The 21,926-nt window shown below is 63.9% G+C and carries 14 protein-coding genes; 7 read left to right on the top strand and 7 right to left on the bottom strand.

The features are described 5' to 3' along the window. The first annotated feature begins 127 nt into the window (after positions 1-127). The 5 genes from CZ322_RS09235 (at position 128) to CZ322_RS09215 (ending at position 10,194) form a co-directional block, all read left to right on the top strand. On the top strand, positions 128-1,480 hold the full coding sequence (locus tag CZ322_RS09235) for an MFS transporter (protein WP_087071053.1): 1,353 nt from the start codon (positions 128-130) through the stop codon (positions 1,478-1,480). A gap of 237 nt (positions 1,481-1,717) precedes the next feature. Next, positions 1,718-3,574: a hypothetical protein gene (locus tag CZ322_RS09230; RefSeq protein ID WP_087071052.1), complete on the top strand. Its 1,857-nt coding sequence runs from the start codon at positions 1,718-1,720 to the stop codon at positions 3,572-3,574. A 232-nt stretch (positions 3,575-3,806) separates the two neighbouring features. Beyond that, positions 3,807-5,963 carry a 4-alpha-glucanotransferase gene (malQ, locus tag CZ322_RS09225; protein WP_087071051.1) on the top strand — a complete coding sequence of 719 codons (2,157 nt, stop codon included), beginning with the start codon at positions 3,807-3,809 and terminating at the stop codon, positions 5,961-5,963. 267 nt (positions 5,964-6,230) lie between these two features. Next, on the top strand, positions 6,231-7,550 hold the full coding sequence (locus CZ322_RS09220; protein WP_026428475.1) for a sugar porter family MFS transporter: 1,320 nt from the start codon (positions 6,231-6,233) through the stop codon (positions 7,548-7,550). Between the two features lie 154 nt (positions 7,551-7,704). Beyond that, positions 7,705-10,194: a LacI family DNA-binding transcriptional regulator gene (locus tag CZ322_RS09215; RefSeq protein ID WP_087071050.1), complete on the top strand. Its 2,490-nt coding sequence runs from the start codon at positions 7,705-7,707 to the stop codon at positions 10,192-10,194. A 130-nt stretch (positions 10,195-10,324) separates the two neighbouring features. Here the strand turns inward: CZ322_RS09215 and CZ322_RS09210 are convergent, their stop codons facing one another. Further along, the gene (locus tag CZ322_RS09210; RefSeq protein ID WP_143231895.1) at positions 10,325-11,482 is read right to left on the bottom strand and encodes a hypothetical protein; all 1,158 of its coding nucleotides are present in this window, start codon (positions 11,480-11,482) and stop codon (positions 10,325-10,327) included. Between the two features lie 182 nt (positions 11,483-11,664). Then, positions 11,665-14,217: an aminopeptidase N gene (pepN, locus tag CZ322_RS09205; protein WP_087071048.1), complete on the bottom strand. Its 2,553-nt coding sequence runs from the start codon at positions 14,215-14,217 to the stop codon at positions 11,665-11,667. Between the two features lie 189 nt (positions 14,218-14,406). Here pepN and CZ322_RS09200 point away from each other — a divergent pair, with 189 nt between their 5' ends. Continuing rightward, positions 14,407-15,003 carry a mycothiol-dependent nitroreductase Rv2466c family protein gene (locus CZ322_RS09200; RefSeq protein WP_087071047.1) on the top strand — a complete coding sequence of 199 codons (597 nt, stop codon included), beginning with the start codon at positions 14,407-14,409 and terminating at the stop codon, positions 15,001-15,003. A gap of 118 nt (positions 15,004-15,121) precedes the next feature. On the opposite strand, the gene CZ322_RS09195 is transcribed toward CZ322_RS09200, so the two are convergent. The 5 genes from CZ322_RS09195 to CZ322_RS09175 form a co-directional block, all read right to left on the bottom strand. Then, positions 15,122-15,814, bottom strand: a complete 693-nt coding sequence (locus CZ322_RS09195) for a response regulator transcription factor (RefSeq protein WP_087071046.1) — start codon at positions 15,812-15,814, stop codon at positions 15,122-15,124. Further along, complete coding sequence (locus tag CZ322_RS09190; RefSeq protein ID WP_159455029.1) at positions 15,811-16,986, bottom strand: sensor histidine kinase; 1,176 nt, start codon at positions 16,984-16,986, stop codon at positions 15,811-15,813. The genes CZ322_RS09195 and CZ322_RS09190 overlap by 4 nt, the downstream gene beginning before the upstream one ends. Before the next feature lie 91 nt (positions 16,987-17,077). After that, complete coding sequence (locus tag CZ322_RS09185; protein ID WP_087071044.1) at positions 17,078-17,908, bottom strand: ABC transporter permease; 831 nt, start codon at positions 17,906-17,908, stop codon at positions 17,078-17,080. After that, on the bottom strand, positions 17,905-18,981 hold the full coding sequence (locus tag CZ322_RS09180; protein WP_234984526.1) for an ABC transporter ATP-binding protein: 1,077 nt from the start codon (positions 18,979-18,981) through the stop codon (positions 17,905-17,907). The genes CZ322_RS09185 and CZ322_RS09180 overlap by 4 nt, the downstream gene beginning before the upstream one ends. Before the next feature lie 231 nt (positions 18,982-19,212). Further along, complete coding sequence (locus tag CZ322_RS09175) at positions 19,213-21,258, bottom strand: M13 family metallopeptidase (RefSeq protein WP_087071043.1); 2,046 nt, start codon at positions 21,256-21,258, stop codon at positions 19,213-19,215. 216 nt (positions 21,259-21,474) lie between these two features. Between CZ322_RS09175 and CZ322_RS09170 the strand changes: the two genes are divergently transcribed. Next, the gene (locus tag CZ322_RS09170) at positions 21,475-21,921 is read left to right on the top strand and encodes a ribose-5-phosphate isomerase (protein ID WP_087071042.1); all 447 of its coding nucleotides are present in this window, start codon (positions 21,475-21,477) and stop codon (positions 21,919-21,921) included. Positions 21,922-21,926: the final 5 nt, after the last annotated feature.

Below are 21,926 nucleotides of genomic sequence, written 5' to 3'. Positions count from 1 at the left end.
AAGATGCGTGCTTGGTCGAACGAAGCCACCATAGCATATGTGTCCATATTTTGAGACGGGCCTTGTGGCGAGATCTTGTGGCGGCTTCGGTATTTCTTGGGACTTCCGGCCCGGCTACAGTTAGACCATGAAAAAACGAAGCGCCGGGCTGGTGATCGCTATTGCCGTCATTATCCTCGAACTTATCGGGGGAATGCAGACCTACCTCAACCAGCTGATTTTGCCGATCCTGGCCAAAGACCTGCACGCGCAAAACCTCTACGGCGTGATTATGGGAGTATCCGCGATTGCTTCCATGGCGGGGCTGCCCATCGGTGCGGCGCTCATGAATCGGATGCGGCTGCCGCGCCTCCTCATGGGCGCCACCGTGTTCCTGGTGCTGGGTGCGTGCACCAGCGCTGCGGCGCCCCATATCTCGGTCTATCTTCTCGGTGCGGTGATCCGGGGGCTGGCCGGTTCCACCCTGGCCATGACTTCCATCGGCGCGGTAGCGCTGGGGCTATCCGGGCGTGCCCGGCGCCTCACCCTAGCTTTTTCCTCCGCCAGCTGGGTGGTCTCCTCCGTGGTAGGCCCGGCCTATGCGGCGTGGGCAACGCACCTGCTCTCCTGGCGCTGGGCCATGCTCCTCTACCTCCCGCTACTTCTGATAGCCCGCTTCGTTATCGCCCTCAATCTTCAAACCGAAGGGGAACGCAAAGAATCACCCTTCTCCTATACCGCGCTCCTCCTCATCGTGGCGGGCGTGGGAATAACAATTATTCCGGCATCCGGCCCGCTCAAGATCGTGCTCATGGTCATCGGGGTGGCCGTGCTGGGCCGCGTGGCCGTGCTCCTCATGCCGCAGGGCACCTTCACTCAAAAAACACCCCGCCGCGCCGCACTGGCCGGCATGCTCTTCCTGACCGGCGGCTATTTTGCGGGAAATGAACTCGTTTCCCTCACCGCGCACGACCTCTACCAGGCCGGCCCGGACGCCCTGGGCATCATCATTATGGGCGGCGGGCTCGGCTGGGCCGTTGTGGGCGTGGTCTGCGGTATCAAACCGGCCGCGTCTCGGCGCGGATATCAGCTCCGTGTTATTTTCGGCCTCGGTTTCATCGCGCTCGCGGCGCTCTTCTTCGCGGCGTGGATTTTCTTCGGGTGGCGCCCGGTATCAGCTACGCCTGTCTTCTGCATCGCGTGGACCCTTGCCGGGATCGGCATAGGCATCGCCTACCTGGACACCCTCAATATTTTCTTCGACGACCCGGATGAACCCGACGGCATCACCATCGAGGAGATGGCCAGCTCTGCGGTGATCGTGGAATCCCTCGCATCCACGATGTTTATCCCGCTGACCACCTCCATCGTGGCCCTGGCTTTCGTATCGGGAGATGGCATTTCTGCGCTGCCCTACGGGATAACCTGGCTGCTTATCGCGGGTGCAACGATTATTTCCTTTATCTACCTTCGGCACGCCTACCCTGCGCGCACGGTTTAGGCATGCTTGCGGGGCGTAGGCCCACCTGCGCGACGTAGACCCGCCCGTACGATGTAGGCTCGTCCGCACGGCCGTAGGGCGCCGTGTGCGATTTTTCGCAGGCATAGATTTTCGCACCGAAATAATTTGATGTTTTAGATATGCAGTTCCGCATAGATTTTGCGCCGGAATTCCCCACAAGTTGTGAATAATTAGTTAAGATGGAGGAAAGTTTAGTCGTCTCTGAAAGGGCAGAGCATGTCTATCCTGAGAGCTTTTTCGCGCCACACACGCACCGCCGGAGCTGCTATTGCGGCGCTCGCCGTTATCGGGGCAGGCTCGGTTGCCGCACTGGCACAACAACCGGCAAGTTTCGCCACCGATTCCAACTCCATTATTACCGCGAAGCACGTTTTCGATAACCCCGGGTCCTGCCCGGCGGATGCTCCGCGCGGACGAACAGAAATCTGGAAAAACACCCGAACCGCATCCGGTTGGGAAACAACAAAAATAGGGACGGTCGGAAATATCGTCGAAGCGATGGTCTACAACCCCGCCGACGGCAATATTTACGCCGCAACCGGATATTCGAAAGGGCAGGGGGATTGCGCCCCGGAGATCGCGAATTATTCCTTCATCAAAATAGCGAAAGACCCCGCTTTGGCCGCGGAAAACCAGGTGGTTACCACCCGCCTGGGCGCTATGCCCCACGGCGACCAGGTGCTTGACGCAGCCCTGGTGCCCGTCCAGGGCCAACCGAATTATGTTTTCATCAAGGAACGCTCCGATATGGTGACGGCGCGGCCGCTTACCGACATCATCACTCCCGCATGGGGCGGCACCCATTTCACCAACAGCGGCGAATTCGCCGGGGAAAGCTCGCATTCGGCCGCGCAGGGAATGCTCTACCAGGACGGAACATATTGGGCCATGCGCTCAAACAGCCTGGTGCGCGCGAAAACCGGAGACACCATCACCGCCCAGGGAATTAAGATGCCGGGCTTAGTGGAGGCCAGCACGGTACAGGTGCACGAATTGCATAAAGCGGAGCTGCACGACGACGCCTATTCCACGCCGAGCAGCTCGCTCGAAAATGAGAATCTCCAATTCGTCAGCGGCATGATGATCCGTCCAGGATTATTTGGCTTCACCGAATATCAGAGCGGCGAATTCTGGCAGGTGGCCGTCGATAATTATGACGCCGCCAGTGACACCACCGCCTACGGGGATACGGGGCGGCTCTTCACCATGTACCGCGGCACCCCGAAATTGAATGCTCCGGAGTTCGCGGTTATTGGGACTCCGCTCAGCGGCGCGACCGACGTAGCGACAGGCGTGAGCATGGTGGCGCCCGCCGCTCCCACCAACGTTGCGGCGGAAACCGAACAAGAATTTGAATTCGTGGCCAGCAATCCAGGAAATTATATTTCCGGGGAGTGGGCCGCGGAGAACCTGCCGCTTACCGGCGGCACCTATGCCGACGGCACGCCCGCCACGTGGCAGATTATCGGACTCTCGGACATTGTGGAGACCGACCGCGATAGCGCAGTCGGAGCGGCGAAAGCTGGCCAATACACGGCAGTGACTCCCCGCACCTCCTGCACTGTCACGGATGGCGCCGCTGGCGCGCAGCTTTCCTGCCGGGGCACCCACGTGACTCCCGGAGCGAAGGTGAAGGTGCGCGTGAAAGTGAAGGCCGTGGCGCCTCCCGCTCCGCCCGCGCCGGAGCCGACAGTGGAGCCAACTACGCCGGAACCCACGGTGGAGCCGGAACCAACGGCGCCAGAGCCGACGTCGCCCGCACCAGTCCCGACGGTGGAGCCCGAGCCAACGGTCGAACCCACCATTGACCCGACCACCCCAGCCCCGGAACCGACAACGGGGCCAAGCACGTCGCCTGCACCAGTCCCAACGGCGGAGCCAACCACGCCCGCACCAGTCCCGACATCCGGCCCGACAACCCCTGCGCCGCGGCCAACTCGCCCCGCCGTTCCCGGCACACGCCTCCCGGCTACCGGCGCGGGCGGAATGGCGATGCTCGGCCTGATTGCCGGCGGTGCATTGGCGGCCGGTCTGGTGCTTCGGGTACGCCGGAATACCCGCGTGAATTCCTAGACTGACGCTGCCCGGCCGGGCACCAGCGGTGCCCTGCTACGCGCCAACGGTGCCCGGCCCGGGGCCAACGGCGCATGGCAGGGTGCCCGCGCCAGCTGCGCCGTCGTCGTCGCACCATCCCCACCACGGCGCCAAATTCCACGGAAAGGCAACGGAGCAGATATTCTAGTAACCGGGCTCGCCACCGGAGGCGAGCAACCGGGGACACACGGGGAGACACAAGGAGGGAACCATGGCGGGTTCACCACCGCAAGATATGCTCAACCGCATCGCTGATGCATACGGAGTGGCAACGCATTATTGGAGTTTCGCGGGCGAATACGTGACGGTGGATGCCGATACGCTCGTCGCGGTGCTCGCGGCCATGGGGATTGATACCTCCACTCCGGAAGCGGCGCAGGCGGCGCTGGACACGGTCGATAGCCGCGAATGGCGCCACGTGTTGCCCGCCACCACGGTGGTGCGCGAAGGCAATGAGCAGATCATCCGCGTGCATGTGCCCCACGGTGCCGCCGTGGCCCTCACCTACGAACTGGAAGACGGCGCGGAACTACCCGCCGTGCAGTCCGAAGATTTTGAACTCCCGCGCCTTATCGACGGTGCCATGATTGGCCGCGCCGCCTTCATCATCCCGGGTAACCTGCCGCTCGGCTACCATACGGTGCGCGCCAAGGTCACCCCGCCAGCCGCGGGGGAGGAGGCCGCCACCTGGCATAGCGGCGCGCTCATCGTGGTACCCGCGCGCCTACCCGCCCCGGCAGAAAAAGGCGTGGCCGGCTGGGGCGTCATGAGCCAGCTCTACTCGGTGCGCTCGCGTGACTCTTGGGGCACGGGGGACACCGCGGACCTGGCCGAACTCGGCTCGCTCTTCGGCGGGCTGGGGGCGCAATTTGTGCTCATTAACCCGCTGCACGCCGCCGAACCGTGCGGGCAGCTCACGAACTCGCCGTATTTGCCGACGTCGCGCCGCTTCTTCAACCCCCTCTACATCCGCCCGGAGGACATCCGCGAAGTGGCCTATATGGACTCCGGCAAGCGCTCCATGGTCACGTGGGCGGGGCAGGCGCCTAAGGAATCCTCGCTGCACAATACTCTGCTGGATCGCAGCGCCTGCTGGGAAGCCAAACGCAGCGCCCTCGAAGTGATTTACCGCGAACCGCGCAGCCACGCCCGCCAGGCCGATTTCGACGCGTTCCGCGCGGCTGAGGGGCAGGGCCTGGAAGATTTCGCGTTCTGGTGCGCGATGTTTGAGCGCTACGGCAAGCACTTCCCGGTTGAATGCGAGCGCCCCGACACCTTGGCCTCGCGCCGCGAACGCACGGAGCTGAGCGAACGCATCGATTTCTACTGCTGGTGCCAGTGGGTCATGGACCAGCAGCTGGAAGCCGCCCAGAAAGTGGCGCGCGATGCCGGCATGGGCATCGGCGTGGTGCACGACCTCGCGGTGGGGGTGCAGGCCTGCGGCGCGGACGCCTGGGCCAACCCGGATGCCTTCGCCAGCGGCGTGAGCGTGGGCTCCCCGCCCGATATGTACAACCAGCTCGGCCAAGACTGGTCCCCGCCGCCCTTCAACCCGGTGGAGCTCGACCGCCAGCACTACGCACCGGTGCGCGATATGGCCCGCACCGTCATGCGCCATGCCGGGGCGCTGCGCATCGACCACGTGATGGGATTCTTCCGGCTGTGGTGGATCCCGGCGGGCAATAAGCCGGTGGACGGCACCTACGTGTACTACAACCACGAAGCCCTCATCGGCGTGCTCATGCTGGAAGCGGCGCGCTCAGGCACCTTCCTCATCGGGGAAGACCTGGGCAACGTGGAGCCCTGGGTGCGTGATTTCCTGACCGAACGGGGCATTTTCGGCACCTCCGTTATGCTCTTCGAAAAGGAAGGGGAAGCTTTCCGCGCCCCCGAACACTACCGCAGCGCCTCCCTGGTCACGGTGGACACCCACGACCTGCCCCCGCTGGCCGGCTACCTGGCCGGCGAACACGTGGACCTGCGCGCCTCCCTGGATATCCTGGTGGAGCCCGTGGAGCAGGTGCGTGAAGAAGCCCGCCGCGAGCGCAGCGTGCTTATTGACACCCTGTGCGGCTGCGGGTTGTTGGAGAGCCACGATCCCACCGAACGCGAGCTCATCGAGGCGATGCACTGCTATATTGCCCGCACCCCCGCCCAGCTCCAGGCCATTGCTCTGGTGGACGCGGTGGGCGAGCGGCGCACCCAAAACCAGCCCGGCACCGATACCGAATACCCGAATTGGAAGATCCCGCTGGCCGACGGCACCGAGAAGGTGGTCCTCACCGAGGACCTGGGCGAGCACCCCCGGCTGCGTTCCCTCATCGCCGCGTACACGGCGGAATACGAGCGCTGCCACCCGCGCGGCTAAGGCAGCTCAGGCACAGTAGCGGTTCGCGACTGTCTTAAAAGGTACGACGACGCAGCTAGGCCCGTCTCCTAGAATTTGCGCAAATTTTAGGAGACGGGCCTATCTCACGCCAGCACTTCTTCTTAGAGTGAATGCACCGGCCGGTCTGCCCCTTTCCTGAGCTGGAAACGGGGCACGGGGTAAGGAGCACGGGGCGCAACGGAAGCGCACCGTTCCCGCCCTCGCAGCACCAGCCACGAACAGCATTCTCAACGGTGAGGAGAGAACATGAAAAAACACCTCGTACCATTTTCGGCCACCGCCGCATCACTCGGTGGCTTCCTCTTCGGTTTCGACACCGCGGTGATTTCCGGAACCACAGCAGCCCTTCAAGACAAATGGGACCTGAGCGCCGGGCAGCTGGGCTTCACGGTCTCCTGCGCCCTCATCGGCACCATTATCGGGGCGCTCTTCGGTGGCATCCCGGCCGATAAATGGGGCCGGCGCCCCGTCCTCAAAGGCGTGGCCGCCCTCTACCTCATCACCTCTGTATGCGTGGCGGTAGCCAATAGCTGGGTCTTCTTCCTCATCTTCCGCATGCTCGGCGGGATCGCGGTGGGGGCCTCCTCGGTAATCGCCCCGCTCTATACGGCGGAGATATCGCCTGCCGCACGGCGCGGAAAACTGGTGGCCACGGTGCAGCTCAATATCGTGATCGGCATTGTGGTGTCCTACTTCTCCAATTACATTATCGTCAAAATGATGCCGGTGGAGCTGGGCTGGCGCTGGATGCTCGGCATCCAGGCGGTGCCTTCCCTCATCTTCCTCGCGGTGTGCTACTTCATTCCGGAAAGCCCGCGCTGGCTCTACACCCGCGGGCGCGATAGCGAATCGCTGCGCGTCATGGAAGACCTGTGGGGCAAGAACGAAGCCGCGCAGGTCATGGCAAATATGCATAACGCCGCCCCGCACGCCGCGGCAACGGAGCCCTTCTTCTCCAAGCGCACCGCCCGCCCCATCACCATGGCGATCCTCATCGCCTTCTTCTCCCAATTCGCGGGCACCAACGCGGTGCTCTACTACGCACCGTCCCTGCTCCAGTCCGCCGGCATCGCCGGCGACGCCGCCTTCGCCTCCTCCATCCTGGTGGGCCTGACCAACCTGGCCTTCACCCTGCTGGGGCGCTCCCTCGTGGACAAGGTGGGGCGCCGCCCGCTGGTGACCCTGGGCGCCGGTATCGACCTGGTGGCGCTGCTGGCCATCGCCGGAATCTTCTATTTCAACGGCTCGGAGCTGTCCACCACCACCGGCATTATTGTGCTGGTTCTCATCATCGTGTTCATCGCGGCGCTCGCGGTGGGTATCGGTTCGGTGCTGTGGGTCTTCATCTCGGAGATTTTCCCGCCGGCCCACCGCGCCAACGGTCAGGCCGTCGGTTCGGCCGCCCACTGGGTGTCCGCCGCGATCATCTCCGGCACCTTCCCGGTGATGTTCCAAGCCTCGATGACCTTCACCTTCCTCTTCTACGCTGCGTGCATGCTCGGCGCGGTCATCTGGTCGCGGACTATGATGCCGGAGACGAAGGGAACTCTTCTCGAGGACGTGTAGCCCGGGCGGCGCCCATGGCGCGCCCACGGTGCGGCGCACCGTGCGCCCCGCGCCTGGTACGGTGCCCACGCACCGTCAAGGTGGCGCACCGACCGGCGGGCGCGGCCCGCGTAGCGGGCCGCCGGCGTCGTCGTAAAAGAAAGAAGGAGGAACAATGGCGGGCGTAGGGATGAAAGACGTGGCGAGCCGCGCCGGGGTGTCCATCACCACGGTGTCCCACGTGCTCAACGGGACCCGGCGGGTGGCTGAATCCACCCGGATGCGGGTGCTGGAGGCGGCAGCGGAACTGGGCTACTCCAGCCCGCGCACCGTCCGCTCCCTACGTGCCGGGGCTTCACCCGGAATCGCCATTGTGGGAACCCTGCTCGGCAACGCCGGGGGCACGGCGGTGGCCCTGGAGCTGGCCCGCCAGGCTACCGATGCCGGCCTGGTGCCCTTCCTGCTGGATACCGGTGCGAATGTGCATACCGAAGAAGCGGCGCTCAGCGCCCTCATCGCGCACCGTCTGGACGCGGTCATCATCAGCCCCGTGCCCGGATGGCGCCGGCACTCGCTGCCGCGGCTGCGCCGCCACGCCATCCCCTTCGCGGTGGTCAACGGGAATGACCCCGCCGTGGTGGCCCCGCAGGTGAGCACCGACTACCAGCAGGGGATCCGCGATATCACCGCACACCTCCTCGACCACGGGGTGCGCTACCCGGTGCTCTTCTACCCGGACCGGCGCATCGCCAACGGCTCGCAGCATATGCGCGGCTTCGAGGAAGCCCTGGTGGAACGGGGCCACCGGGTGACCCGCCACCAGCTGGTGGGCGCCCATTCCTCCCCGCGGGCGGTGCGCCGCCAGATCGCCCAGGTGCTTGACTCCTGCGCCCATATTGACGCCCTGGTGCTGGGCAGCTCGGCCATGTGCGTGCCCGCCATGGCGGAGATACGGCGCCGCGGCCTGGTGCCGGGCCGTGATATTCGCCTGGCCGTTTTCGATGATTCCCACCTGCCCGAAGCCCAATCATTCCTGCGCGCCGTTGACCCGGTAGAAGCGGTTGCCGAGCGCGCCATTACCGAAATCACCCGCCTGCTCGGTGATCCGGATGCCGCCGCGGAGCGGCACCGTACCCGACTGGTGCCCTGCACCGTCATCACCGGGCCGAGCTGCGGCTGCCCCACGGCGCCGCAGGAAAGCTCAACGGCGGGAACTGACCAACATCGGCTCTACGCCGCAGCCCACGGGCGCCGTCACGCCGGCTGGGTACCCGACCGTGCCCTCCTCAACGATGAGGGACACAGCCGCTCCCCGCTGGCCGCCACGCCGCCCCCAACCCCCTCAACAAAGGAGGCACTCATGACACAGCTCGACCACTTCCCCGACCGTTTCTTCCCCGCCCTGCACGTGCGCCCGAACTTCGGGTGGGTCAACGACCCCAATGGCATCCACAAGGTGGGCGATACCTGGCACATGTTCTACCAGTACAACCCCAAGGCGCCCTGGCATGACCACATCCACTGGGGGCATGCCACCTCCACGGACCTCGTCAATTGGACGGCGCAGCCCATCGCCCTCAAACCGCGCCCCGGGCAGCCCGATTCGGCCGGCTGCTGGTCCGGCGTGGGCACCGTGCACGAGGGAGTATCCTCGCTGCTCTACACCGCCGTCACCCGCGGGGACGGCCCTTCCGTGACGGTCCTGGCGGAGGAAAACGCCGATAGGAGTGGCTGGGAGCCCACCGGCGTCGTCGCCACCATGCCGCCCATCGAAAACGTGCGCGCCATGCGCGACCCCTTCATTTTCGAGGTGGAGGGCCGCACGTATGCCATCCACGGCGGCGGCTTCGAGGACGGCACCCCCGTGATCTTCCTTTACGAGTGCTCCGATTGGCGCAACTGGCGCTACCTGGACACCCTCCTGGTGGGCGACGACCCGCTTGCCTCCATCTACGCCCCGGCCTCCATCTGGGAATGCCCCCAGCTCATCCAGGTGGGGGAGGCGTGGGTGCTCATCGTCTCCCAGTGGGTGGAAGCGGAAACGCTGATGGATCACCTCACCGGGGTGGCCTACCTGGTGGGCGATCTCGATATGAGCGCCGGGTACCCCCGTTTCGTGCCCCGTGCCGGCGGTGAATTCGACGCCGGGCCCGACTTCTACGCGCCTCAGTGCGTGGTGGACGGGGAGCGCGTGCTCGCCTGGGGCTGGACCTGGGAAGGCTCCGACCGCACCGACGCCGATATCGACGCCTCGGGCTACAACGGTGCGCTGACCTACCCGCGCCAGGTGCGTATTTCCGACGGGCGCGTGTGGACCGAGCCGGCTCCCGAAATCTTCGCGCTGCGCGAAGGCGAGGGCACCGTGGTCACCGAACTGCCCGAGCTGCACTCCTTCTCCCTGGACCTGGCGGGCAGCGGCACCATCTCCCTGCGCGATTCGGAAACGAACGAGGTGCTCTTCACCGCCGCCGTGAACGCGCCGGCCTCCCTGTGGATGGACGGCTCCCTGGTGGAACTCTTCCAGGAAGGCACCACCTCCTTCACCCAGCGCATTTACCCGCGCGGGCAGGTGCGGATGGAGGTGAGCGGGGAGCTCACCGTCACCTGCTATCGCCTCTCCGCTTTTAACGACGACGGCGCCCGGCTCCCGCGTGCCTTGCGTTAAGGGGCGGCGCGGCACCGTGTCATAAAAGTAGTAGCGCGCACTAAGTGAAGCGGCGGATACCGGTGGGTATCCGCCGCTTCGGCCTGTATGCGAGGAATGTAGCTTTCCTGCTAGACGTTGGGACTGGTGCCTAGTTGCGCGCCCGCCGGATTGCCAGCGCCCCGCCCGCTCCGAGGAGCACCGTTGCCGCGCCAATGGCACTGCCCAGCTCCGCACCCGAGTGGGCCAGTTGCGGCTTGGCTGCGTTGGCCTTGGGTGTTGCTGTTGCGGTGGGAGCCGTGGCTACGGCGGGCGTATTTGTTGCCGCGGGGGCGGCGGTTGCCGGGGCGGCAGGAGCAGAGGGCGCAGCCGGAGCACCGGTGATAGCCGGAGTTGCCACGGGGCCGGCTGGCGGCGTCGTCGTAACACCTGGCGTGGAAGGCTGCGCCGGCTGCGCGGGAAGCGGGCGGGCAAGAACCTCATTCAACTCTGCGATCTTCTTCTCGAGCGCCGCGACGCGCTCGGTGAGCGTAGCCACGCGGGCCTGCGCCGCCTCGAGCGACTTCGCCTTCTCGGCGACCTCGGCGCGCGCCGGTGCGGCCGCGGCCTCCGCATCCTTGATCTGCTGGGCGAGCTCGGCCTCCATAGCCGGGCACTGCGCCTGCGCCCCGCGCAGCTCTTCGATCAGCGGCTTGAGCGTATAAATCTGGGTATTGAGCTGCTGCTGTTGGGTGCGCAGCTGCTCGAGCTTCTTCTCCAGCGCGTCAATCTGCGCGCTGATTTCCGTCACATCCGCGCCGGCCTGCTGCATCTGCGTGCGCTTGACCACCAGCGCATTTTTCTCATCAATCGTGGCGTATTCAGTTTCCTGAACTTCCTTGAGCGTGGCCTGGAGCTGCGCCAGTTTCTTCTCTTGGCTAGCAATGGCGGGGCCGATCTTGCCGCACTCGGTGCTCAATTCCTGCTGCTGCGCACGCAGCGGAGCGAGGGGAGCTTCCTGATACGCGAGGCGCTGGCGCGCGGCGGCAAGGTCTTCTTCAAGGCTCGGAACCTTCGCCTTTTCAGCGGCCAGATCAGCGGTGACCCGAGCCAGTTCCGCTTCCGCGGTGGCCTTCTCCTCAGCGGCCTTATCCCTGTTCGTATCCGCACCGGCGCGGGAAAGATTACTCGTCAGGCTGGTGGATGTGGCCGGGGCACCGAGCGCCGCGGCTGGAATGAACATGGCGGTGGCTGCGGCGGCGGCAACGGCCAGGTAACTCGGGTGCTTCATCGGGGTGTCTTCCTCTTCTTTGAATATGACGGTTTGCACCACAAGTTTATAGCGAAGTAATAAAAGGATATTAGGAAATGTGATGATAAAAATATCCAGGATAGTTTCAGTTTTGGGGTAGCCGGAGCGGGCTGATTAAATGCCACGGTGCGGGAACCCATGGCGAGTTCCCGCACCGCTTGTGTATCGGAATAATCAGCTACGTGGCTAGCGCGTAACTTTTAGTTCCCAGCCTTCCGGTCGGCTTCCTGGTTGCGCACCGCGCGGGCGGTGCCGTCCACCACTTCGGAGACGATACGCCGGCAGGCCGGCGCCGCATCCGTGGTGGCCAGCCATTCCTGGCCGAGGGCCAGCAGATCCACCCCGAGGTCGGTACGGCCAGCCAGCTGAGCCGGGTAGGCGTACTCGAGCATATTCGAGGCGATTTCCACCGAATTGTTATCCCACATGTCCTTGGCCACCGCGAAGTACTTCTCTGCGTAGGCACGCACGCTTTCGGCGGAGGAACGCCCGGTGCCCAGGGCGAGATTGCGCTGGCGGGTATTGGTTTCCGGATGCACGATTTCTTCCCAGACCTTTTCCTTGGCCGCGCTGTCGGGCAACGCTCCTTCGGCCTGGGCCGCGAAAATCTGCCCGAAGGAGGAAGAATCGCGGGCGAACTCAGCGTCAATATCGGCCTGATCGGCCCGCCCGTTAGCCGCCAAGGCGATGAGGATATTCCAGCGGACTTCCTGATCGACGTCGTACCCTTCCGGAACGGCCACGCCGTCGCGCCACCCGGCAATAAGGCCGAGCTGCTCCTCGCTCACGGCCCGGCGCATCGCCGCACCCATGAGCTGGAGCTGGCGATCCGAACCCGGTGCCGCGGTGAGCGCCAGTTCGAAAATGCGCTCGGAAACGGCGGCCGCGAACTCGGTGCGGGTGGCCGGGTTGGAGTAGAGCTCCACCGCGGAATGCAGGGAGCCGAGCACCACGCGCAGCACGGTGCCATCGGTTTCATCCGCCAGCACCGCCAGCGCAATATCGGCGTAGGTGTGGGCGTCGAGTTCGCCGTCGCGCATCATATCCATCGCCGCGAAGACCACCACGGAGCGATCCAGGTGGTTATCGAATTTCTCGAGATTCTCCAGCGCCACCCGGAAGGAATCAGCATCGAAGCGGATCTTGGCGTAGCCCCAATCCTGGCTGTTGAGGAGAATAAGATCGGGGCGCTCAGCACCTTGGAAGGAGGCGATCTCGGTGCGCTCACCGGCAATATCCACCCACTCGGATTTCACGCAGCGCAGCCCGTCCCCGTCCAGGTCGTAGCCGGCAATGCGGATACGGTGCGGGCGCAGCGAAGAGTTCGCGTCGTTGCTCTGGACCACGGTGAGCCGGTCGATAACCCCGCCGCTGGCCTCCACTTCGGGCCGCAGGGTATTGACGCCGGATTCCTCCAGCCATACCCGGGTCCATTCCTTGAGGTCACGCCCGGAGGAAGCTTCCAGCTCGGTGAGCAAATCGGTGAGTGTGGCATTGCCCCACTTGTGCTTGGCAATATAGGCCCGCACCCCGGCCAGGAATTGTTCCTGCCCCACGTACGCCACCAGCTGCTTGAGCACCGAAGCGCCCTTGCCGTAGGTGATGCCGTCAAAATTGACGAGCACATCTTCCAGGTCGCGAATATCCGCGGCAATCGGGTGGGTAGAGGGAAGCTGATCCTGCTGGATCGCCCAGGTCTTCTCCGAGGCGAGGAAGGTGGTCCAGGCATCCTTCCAGCGAGTGTTATTGGCGGCGGCCAGGTGGCTCATGAACTCCGCGAAGGATTCGTTGAGCCACAGGTCATCCCACCACTTCATGGTGACCAGGTCACCGAACCACATATGGGCCTGTTCGTGCAGGATGGTGATGGTGCGCCGGTCGATAATCGCGCCGGTGGGCTTGGTGCGGAATACATAGGTTTCCACAATGGTCACCAGGCCCGGGTGCTCCATGGCGCCGGCATTGTATTCCGGGCAGAACACCTGGTCGTACTTGCGGAACGGGTAGGGATGCCCGTAATTGGCTTCGTAATACTCGAAGCCCTGGCGGGTGATGGTGAAAATCTCATCGGCATCCAGGTAGGGAGCCAGCGACTTACGCGCGTATACGCCCAGCGGAATATCGCGCCCGTCGATGGAATGGAAGGGTTCGCCTTCCACACCCTCGTAGGGGCCGGCCACAATCGCCACCAGGTAGGTGGATAGGCGCTCGGTGGGCGTGAAATCCCAGCGCGCCTTGCCTTCGCCCAAGGCCACCGGCTCCGGGGTGGGGGACACGGAAAACACCTTCCAGTTCTCCGGCGCGGTCACCGTAAAGGTGAAATTCGCCTTGAGGTCAGGCTGCTCAAAATTCGCGAAGACCCGCCGCGCGTCCGCCACCTCAAACTGGGAGTAGAGGTAGACCTCGCCGTCGGCCGGATCCACGTAGCGGTGCAGGCCCTCGCCAGTGCGCGAGTAGTACTGGGTGGATTCCACCCGCACCGTGTTCTGCGCCGCGAGGTTGGGCAGCGGCAGGCGCGAATCCTGGTAGCTGGCCGGGTCGAGCTCCGCGCCGTTAAGCACCACGCGCTCCACCGACTTCGCGATGAGGTCGAGGAACGTATCGGCACCCGGCGTGGCCTCAAAATCAATTTCGGTAACCGCCGCGAAAGTTTCCTCCCCGGTGGTCAGATCAAGTTCAATGCGGTAATTCTGCGTCGCTACGATCTGCGCGCGTTCCGCAGCTTCTGCGCGGGTGAGATTAGTCCCGGCCATCAAGCTTCCTTTCCTTGGCTTTCAGCACAATTTACGTGAAATCCTACCGGTTCTGGCGCGCCCTTGCCCGCAACGCCCGCTTTCAGCCGCACCGTTCGCGCGCCGTTGCCGCACCGTTTGCGCCCCGTTCCAGTTTCGCTCATGGCGCGAGGCGGCCCACGGCGCCCGTTTTCACGCTTGGATAGAACCATGAGCACTCAGGTTGAATTTTGGTTTGATGCAACATGTCCGTGGACGTGGATTACCTCCCGCTGGGTCACCGAGGTGGCCACCGCCCGTGATTTCGCCGTCACGTGGCGGCCTTTCTCCCTCGCGATCCTCAATGAGGGCAAAGATATTTCGCAGGAGTACCGCGCCCACGTGGAGGAGGGGCGCGAAACGGCGCTCGTCGCCATGAAAATCGCCCAGCTGGAAGGTAACGAGAAGCTCGGCGAGTTCTACACCGCGTTGGGCCAGGCTATTCACGAAGACCGGCGCCCCGTGGGGCGCGAGATTCTTGCCGAAGTGCTCGCGGCTCTCGGCGAAGGTAGCGAATATTTGAACGACGCCGCCCATTACGACGCCGCCCTGCGTGACAGCGTCGCATCCGGGCTGGCGCTCGTCGGCGACGAAGTCGGCGTGCCCATTATTTCTTTCGACGGCGCAGCCTTCTTCGGCCCCGTCATCTCCCCGGCCCCGCACGGTGAAGCCGCCCTCGCCCTCTGGGATGGCTGCCTCGCCCTGGCTCGCACCCCCGGTTTCTTCGAGCTCAAGCGCTCGCGTACCACGGGGCCAATTTTTAGCTAGCCGCCGAGCTTGCTCCTCGGCTCAGCTGCCGTAGTTCCGCCCGCGGGTGTGCTGGTAGCTGCGCACCGGTGTGACGGTTAGCTCTGCACCGGTGCGCCATGCGCCCGCGGGTGCACGTTTAGATCCACCCGCGGGCCCGGGCGAGCTGCGCCGCCTCGGTGCGGGTGCTCGCCCCCGTTTTCCCGATAGCGGCGGACAGGTGATTACGCACCGTCCCCTGCGAGAGATACAGCTGCGCGGCCATGCTTTTCACGGTCGCCCCGCTGAGCGCCAGCCGCAGCACATCACCCTCGCGCTCGGTGAGCGGATTGGGCCCCATCTGCAAGGCCTGCGCGGCCAACTGCGGATCGATAGCGTAGCCGCCGCCGGCAACGGTGCGCAGCGCCGCGGCGAGCTCCTCAGCCGGCGCATCTTTCACCACGAAACCGCGCGCTCCGGCCGCCATGGCGCGCTGCAAATACCCGGCACGCCCGAAGGTCGTCACAATAACGACGCCGCAGCCGGCCCCCGCCGCCTGCAGTGCCTGCGCTGCTGCGATTCCGTCCACGCCGGGCATTTCAATATCAAGGAGCGCAATATCGGCACCGGTTTCCGCAACGGTGGGAACGACGGCGCTGCCATCTTCCAGCTGCGCGACTATCTCAATATCCTCTTCCAGGTTGAGAAGCGCCGCCAAAGCCTCGCGCACCATCCGCTGATCATCGGCGATCACTACCCGGATGGGGCGGCGGTGCCCCGTAGCCGCACCGTTGCCCACGTGCGAGTTGGTGGCGGGGGCAGCACCGCCATCTACTTGTGCGCCGTCGTTCATAAGACCACCTCCACGCGAGTTCCCGGTTCCAGCCGGCTAATCGCCAGTGTTCCACCGGCAGCCTCCACGCGCTCGCGCAAACCGGTCAGCCCGGTACCTGCCGGAGCCCCCGTAGGGATACCTACGCCGTCGTCCTCCACCCGCAAGCGCGCGCCAGTCTCCCTCTGCTCGATAGTGATGGTGCAATTGCGCGCACCCGAATGGCGCACCGTATTCGTGACCGCTTCGCGCACCACCCACGCGAAAAGCTGGGCGGTGAGGAGGGGAAGTTCCGGGGGAGGCGTGAAATGCGCGGTGATACGCGCCGAACGGAGCAGTGCGTAAGCAGAATCCAGTTCGACGTCGAGAGTGGGCTGGCGCAGGTCGGTGACGGTGGCCCGCACCGTGTCGATAGCATTGCGCGAAATTTTGAGACTGTCTTCTAATTCAGCGCGGGCCGCCTCCGGATTGCTCTCCAATAATCTCGCGGCCAGTTGAGTTTTCACGGTGATGGCGGTCAGCGAATGGCCCAGCACATCATGGACGACGGAGGCCAGTTCAGAACGCTGCTCGGAAAGGATGAGCTCCGCGCGCATCCGCGCCGACCGCGTGGCAAATTCTTCCAGCAACCGCGAGATGAGAATGGGGATCATCGGGATAATAATGCTGCCCAGAAATGCTGCCCACACGAAATCATACGGTGCCCAGATATGGGCCGCCGCTCCGCCCGCGAAACACACAAGCCCGCACGGAATCCCGGGTATGAGCGGGAGCGAAAAAATCCATACTGCCGCGACGAAGGGTGCCGTGTAAGCGAAGCCAAAGGGGAAAGGACGGATAAGTGCCGCGCAGGCAAGCAGCGGAATGCTCCATAACGTGAGGGACACCCAGCGGGGCCAGGAGGGACGCATATCCGGAAATTGGAAAATCAGAATATACGTCAGTCCAAACCCGCAAATTCCCGCGTAACCGAGGCCGCGCTCAAGTGGAGTGAGACTTGGTGTTAAGAGAACTCCAGCGAAAGGAAAGACCAGGAAGATGAGCCAGATCCCGCTGCCGAAGAGCATAGTCAGGCGCTCGCGGTGGGTGGTCGGGGCCGCCGGTATCTGGTTGGCGGTGCGCCACATGCGGTTCAAATAATGGCTGGAGGGCGATGCTGCGGAGGCAGACGGTGCGGCGGGGGACGGGGCCATACCATGAGCATAGCGGCCGCGAAGTTCCTCCGCGGCCGCTGCCCGTGCCTGCTGATGTGCTCGCACGTTAGCCATATCTTAGCGCGGTACTCTAGCGCCGCACCGTCGAACGGCGCAGGGCCACGAGCGCCAGTGCCGCGAAAATCATCGTCCACACCGCCACGTTTCCAATCGCCCAGGCGAAGGATTCAGTGGGAAGGGCCTCCGGCATACCCGGCGTGGCGAAAGCACCGGTAATAATCACGTCCCCGTTCTGAGGCCAGTGCGCCAGCACGCCCGCCCCGTAGAAGGGCGTGTACCGGGCCAGCTCCATCATGGATCCGCTCAGTGGCATAAAGAGATTACCGAGGAAAGCGAGGAGCACCACCACACCGGAGGCAATGGACACCGCGGTTTCGCTGCGGAGCGCCAGGGCAACGGCAAGGCCGAAGAAAGCGAAGGGGAAGACGCCCACCAGGCACAGCCCGGCGCTCGCGAGCCAGATTCCGGGGGTATCAAATTGCGCGGTGGTCAGGATTCCGAGGAGGAAGGTCGCGCCGATGGGGAGGCAGGCAATGAGGAGGCTGACGATGATTTTGCCCGCCAAGTAATCCCCGCGGCGCATGCCGGTCAGGGCCAGGTGGCGGCCCCAGCCGCTGTCATGCTCCACGGCGGCGGCGCCCGCCATGGATGTCGCGGCGGTGGCCGCCCCGTAGAGGGCCAAGCTCACCATGACGTAGGCGGCGATGGTGCCCCCGGGAATGTGCTTGTCCGTTCCCGGTGAGGCCACTCCGAAAACCGCGAAGATCACGAGGGGGAGGGCGATAAGGAAGATAAGGGAGTCCACCATCCGCAGATTTCGCCAGAGCTCGTGGCGGATATAGGAGAAGAAGATATTAGTGCGGGAACGAGGCGCAGCCGGGCTGGCTATGAGGGTGGTCATGAGAGGGCTCCTTCGGGTGCCGCGGCGGCGGGCGAATCGGTGTGCGGGGAGGCCGTGAGGCTGAAGAACGCATCTTCGAGGCTGGCGGCAGAAATCTGGAGATGGGAGCCGAGGCCTTCATTGAGAATCACTGCGGCAAGCCGATCAGAATCAGCCACGGTGAAACGCACGAGGTCGCCGTCTCGTGCCACCGTGTCGGCGCCGGTGCGCCGGGCTAGTTCTTCCGGAGAGATGGCGGCCTGCGGATTCCAGGTGACGGTGAGGTGGTGGCGTTGCTGGGCGGTAATATCCGCGACGCTCCCGTCCGCCACGATGCGCCCGTTATTCATGAGGATGACTCGCTCGGCGAGGTCCTGGGCTTCTTGGAGGTAGTGGGTGGCGAAAATAATGGTGCGCCCGCGAGCGGCGTCGGCCCGAATATGCTCCCAAAAGTCACGGCGCGCCGTGGCATCCAGCCCCGCGGTGGGCTCATCGAGGATAAGCAGCTCTGGGTCGGATAGCAGGGCGGCACCGAAGCGGATGCGCTGAATTTGCCCGCCGGAGCATTTCGCGATTTTCCGGGAAGCGAAGTCGCTCATGCCGGCGCGTTCAATAACGTCGCTCACCGGGAGATGGAAGGGGAGGCAATCGGCGAGGAAACGGAGGGTTTCCGCGGCGGTGAGATCACGGAGCATTCCACCGGTCTGCAGCATGGCCCCGATGTGCCCGGTGAGAGCCGGGGAACCGGGAGTCTGGCCGAGAACTTCCAGGGTGCCGCGGCTGGGTTTGGTGAAGCCGAGCACCATATCGAGGAGCGTGGTTTTCCCGGCACCGTTGGGGCCGAGGAGCGCCACGATCTCCCCGGTGTCGATTCCGAGGTCGATATTATCGACGGCGCGCACATTCCCGAAATGACGGCTGAGGGCGCGAGCGGAAACGGCTGGCTGTGCGGTGCCGTCTGGCTGCTTCGCGGCGGCCGGCTGTGCGGTGCCGTCTGGCTGCATCGCGGTGGCCGGCTGTGCGGTGCCGGCTGGGGGCGTCGCTTGATCCGGCCGGGCCGGGTGGGCCGAGTTGGCCACGGGTATTGTGTTCATGCCATCAGTGTAAAAATTGGCGGCGGTGCGCCGGAACTGCCATGCATCACCAATTCTTCATGACAGATGTCATGGATAGGTGGCCTGGTCAGTCCGGCGCTCCGCCGCCGGTACGCCGTGGCAACTAGGCGCGCGTTAGCGCCGTCGTCGTACTATTTGGGCCGTGCATACGGAATAGTGCGTATGCGCGATTGCCGCGCCCGCGAATGCCGTATGCGCGAAAGAGCGCTTTTACCAAATACGCACGCGTTCTTCCGGGGCGAGGTAGAGGCCGTCGCCTTCTTCGAGGCCGAAAGCCTGCGCGAAGGCGTCGATATTTTTCACCGTGCCGTTGCACCGGAATTCGGACGGGGAATGCGGGTCGATGGCGATGAGCTGGCGCGCCCATTCGTCACGGTTCTTGCCCTGCCAGATCTTGGCGAAGGAGAGGAAGACGCGCTGCGCGCCGGTGTAGCCGTCAAGCACGGGGGCAGTTTCCAGAGTGAGGCCCTCGCGTTCCAGGTGAATCTCATAAGCCTTGAGCGCGATGGACAGGCCGCCCAAATCCCCGATGTTTTCACCTTGGGTGAGCTCACCGTTGACGTGGAAGGCCTCATCCCCATTCAACTGGGCCGGAATATAGGAATTGAATTGCGCGATAAGAGCCGCGGTGCGCTTCTCAAATTCGGCGCGGTCCTCATCCGTCCACCAGTTGTTGAGGGAGCCATCCGCATCGAACTTCGAGCCCTGGTCATCGAAACCGTGCCCGATTTCGTGGCCGATCACCGCGCCGATACCTCCGTAATTGAAGGCCGCATCGCGATCCTGCTCGAAGAAAGGCCATTGCAAAATAGCGGCGGGGAATACGATCTCATTCCACTGCGGGTTGTAGTAGGCGTTGACCGTTTGCGGATTCATATGCCATTCGCTGCGATCAACTTCCTTGCCGAGCTTGGCGATATTTTCCTCCACCTCAAATTCGCAGGCGGCGCGAATATTGGCCAGCAGATCCGTGCCGATCTGCATGGAGGAATAATCCTTCCATTTATCGGGGTAGCCGATCTTCGGGGCGAAAGTATCCAGCTTGGCCAGGGCGCGCTCCTTGGTGGCCTCACTCATCCAGTCAAGGCCCCGGATGGACAAGCGGTAGGCATCCAGGAGATCCGCGACCAGCTGATCCATGGTTGCCTTATGTTCGGGCGGGAAGTAGGAGGCCACGTAAAGCTGGCCCACCGCTTCGCCGAGCACGCCATTGACCAGCTGCACCGCGCGCTTCCAACGATCCCGCTGCTGGGTGGTGCCGGCCAGCACCTTGCCGTAGAAATCAAAATTCTTCGCGTCGATCACTTCGGGCAGGTAGGAGGCACGCGCCAGCAGAATGCGCCAACGGGTGTATTCCTGCAAGGTTTCCAGCGGGGTTTCTTCCCACAGCTGCGCGGCAGCCTGGAGCGCTTGCGGGGTGGTCACAATAATGGTGCCGAGCTGATCGGGGTCATAGCCGATAGCGCGCAGCGCGCTTGCCCAGGGGAATTGCGGGGCCGAGGCCACGAAATCCGCGAAGGACATCGGGTTATTGACCTTATCCATATCCCGGGCATCCGTGCGGCTCATATGCGCGGCGGCGAGCTTCGTTTCCACATCGATAACGCGCGCGGAAGCGGCCGTGATGGCGGGGCTGGGCTGGGTGGCCGCTTCATCAAAAGCCAGCTGGGCTAGTTGCGGCACAAACTCCCGGTAAGCATCCAGCATGGGAGCGAATTGCGCTTCGCGGTAGTAGGCTTCATCAGGCAAGCCCAGGCCGGACTGGCCGATGGAAAATTCGTTCACATTGGGATTGGCCAGGCTGGGGGCTACATCCACCCCGAAGAAGCTATCCACCCCGGTGCGCATGAGCGCGCCGATCACGCGGGCCAGATCTTCCTTTGTTTTCGCACTAGCTACCGGATCGAGATCAGCGGCGAGGGGAGCGGTGCCCTTCTCATTAATCGCCGCGGTATCAATAAATGAACGGTAGAGGGCCACAACCTTCGCCAGCGATTCCGCCGGAACGCCCGGCGCGGAATCCGCGGCCGTTTCCGAAGAGGTGGCGCCCGCCGCATCAGCGGCCTTCTCAATGAGTTCACGCACGTGGAGCTCAGCTTCATCGCGCAGATCGATAAAGGAACCCACCGACACCTGATCGGCCGGAATTTCCTTTTCACGCAACCAGGTGCCATTGACGGCACGGAAAAGATCATCCTGGGGGCGCACCGAAGTATCAGCGCCCGAAAGCACGGCATGCAAAGCAGTATCAGTCATGTGTCCAGGGTAGTGGACGCCTACGACACTTTAAATAGCGCATCGCCACGGGCGCAGCTTCCCGTTCCCGCCGGGCTCGTGCTAGTGGCGCCGTCGCGCCGCCGCACCGTCGCGGCGCACCGTGGGCGCCGTATGCACCGTTGGCCCCGTGGGCGCCGTCGCTGCACCATCCCCGAAGTAAAAGTGACAAGCGGCACAATAGGATAGGATTGCTGCATGCGAGTACATATTGGAACAGATCATGCCGGTTTCGAGCTCAAGGAATTCCTGGTGGAGATGCTCGAAGCAAGTGGCTACGAAGTTGTTGACCACGGCGCAAAAACTTACGATGCGCTCGATGATTACCCCGCCCCGTGCATTGCCTGCGGGCAGGGCGTTGTAGATGACGCCGGGTCGCTGGGCATCGTGCTGGGTGGCTCCGGGAACGGCGAGCAGATTTCCGCGAATAAGGTGCGCGGGGTGCGCGCCATCCTCGCCTGGAATGAGGATACGGCCAAGCTCGGGCGCGAACACAATAACGCCAACGTCATTTCCATCGGCGCGCGCCAGCATACCCAGGAAGAAGCCTGGAACCTGGTCAAGCTTTTCCTGGAGACGCCCTTCAGTGAAGATGAGCGCCACCAGCGCCGTATCGATCAGATCGCGCGGTACGAAGGCGCCTAAAGCAG

Origin of the sequence: Actinotignum timonense, from assembly GCF_900155575.1 — a bacterium.
In the GTDB taxonomy this organism is placed as follows: domain Bacteria; phylum Actinomycetota; class Actinomycetes; order Actinomycetales; family Actinomycetaceae; genus Actinotignum; species Actinotignum timonense.
Note: the sequence above shows the minus strand (reverse complement) of the source record. Positions and strands in the feature narration are given on the sequence as shown.

Bases quoted from the DNA above. Each gene is read 5' to 3' on its own strand.
- CZ322_RS09235 (WP_087071053.1), top strand. From the start codon at position 128: ATGAAAAAACGAAGCGCCGGGCTGGTGATCGCTATTGCCGTCATTATC.
- CZ322_RS09230 (WP_087071052.1), top strand. From the start codon at position 1,718: ATGTCTATCCTGAGAGCTTTTTCGCGCCACACACGCACCGCCGGAGCT.
- malQ (WP_087071051.1), top strand. From the start codon at position 3,807: ATGGCGGGTTCACCACCGCAAGATATGCTCAACCGCATCGCTGATGCA.
- CZ322_RS09220 (WP_026428475.1), top strand. From the start codon at position 6,231: ATGAAAAAACACCTCGTACCATTTTCGGCCACCGCCGCATCACTCGGT.
- CZ322_RS09215 (WP_087071050.1), top strand. From the start codon at position 7,705: ATGGCGGGCGTAGGGATGAAAGACGTGGCGAGCCGCGCCGGGGTGTCC.
- pepN (WP_087071048.1), bottom strand. From the start codon at position 14,217: ATGGCCGGGACTAATCTCACCCGCGCAGAAGCTGCGGAACGCGCGCAG.
- CZ322_RS09200 (WP_087071047.1), top strand. From the start codon at position 14,407: ATGAGCACTCAGGTTGAATTTTGGTTTGATGCAACATGTCCGTGGACG.
- CZ322_RS09195 (WP_087071046.1), bottom strand. From the start codon at position 15,814: ATGAACGACGGCGCACAAGTAGATGGCGGTGCTGCCCCCGCCACCAAC.
- CZ322_RS09190 (WP_159455029.1), bottom strand. From the start codon at position 16,986: ATGGCCCCGTCCCCCGCCGCACCGTCTGCCTCCGCAGCATCGCCCTCC.
- CZ322_RS09185 (WP_087071044.1), bottom strand. From the start codon at position 17,908: ATGACCACCCTCATAGCCAGCCCGGCTGCGCCTCGTTCCCGCACTAAT.
- CZ322_RS09180 (WP_234984526.1), bottom strand. From the start codon at position 18,981: ATGAACACAATACCCGTGGCCAACTCGGCCCACCCGGCCCGGCCGGAT.
- CZ322_RS09175 (WP_087071043.1), bottom strand. From the start codon at position 21,258: ATGACTGATACTGCTTTGCATGCCGTGCTTTCGGGCGCTGATACTTCG.
- CZ322_RS09170 (WP_087071042.1), top strand. From the start codon at position 21,475: ATGCGAGTACATATTGGAACAGATCATGCCGGTTTCGAGCTCAAGGAA.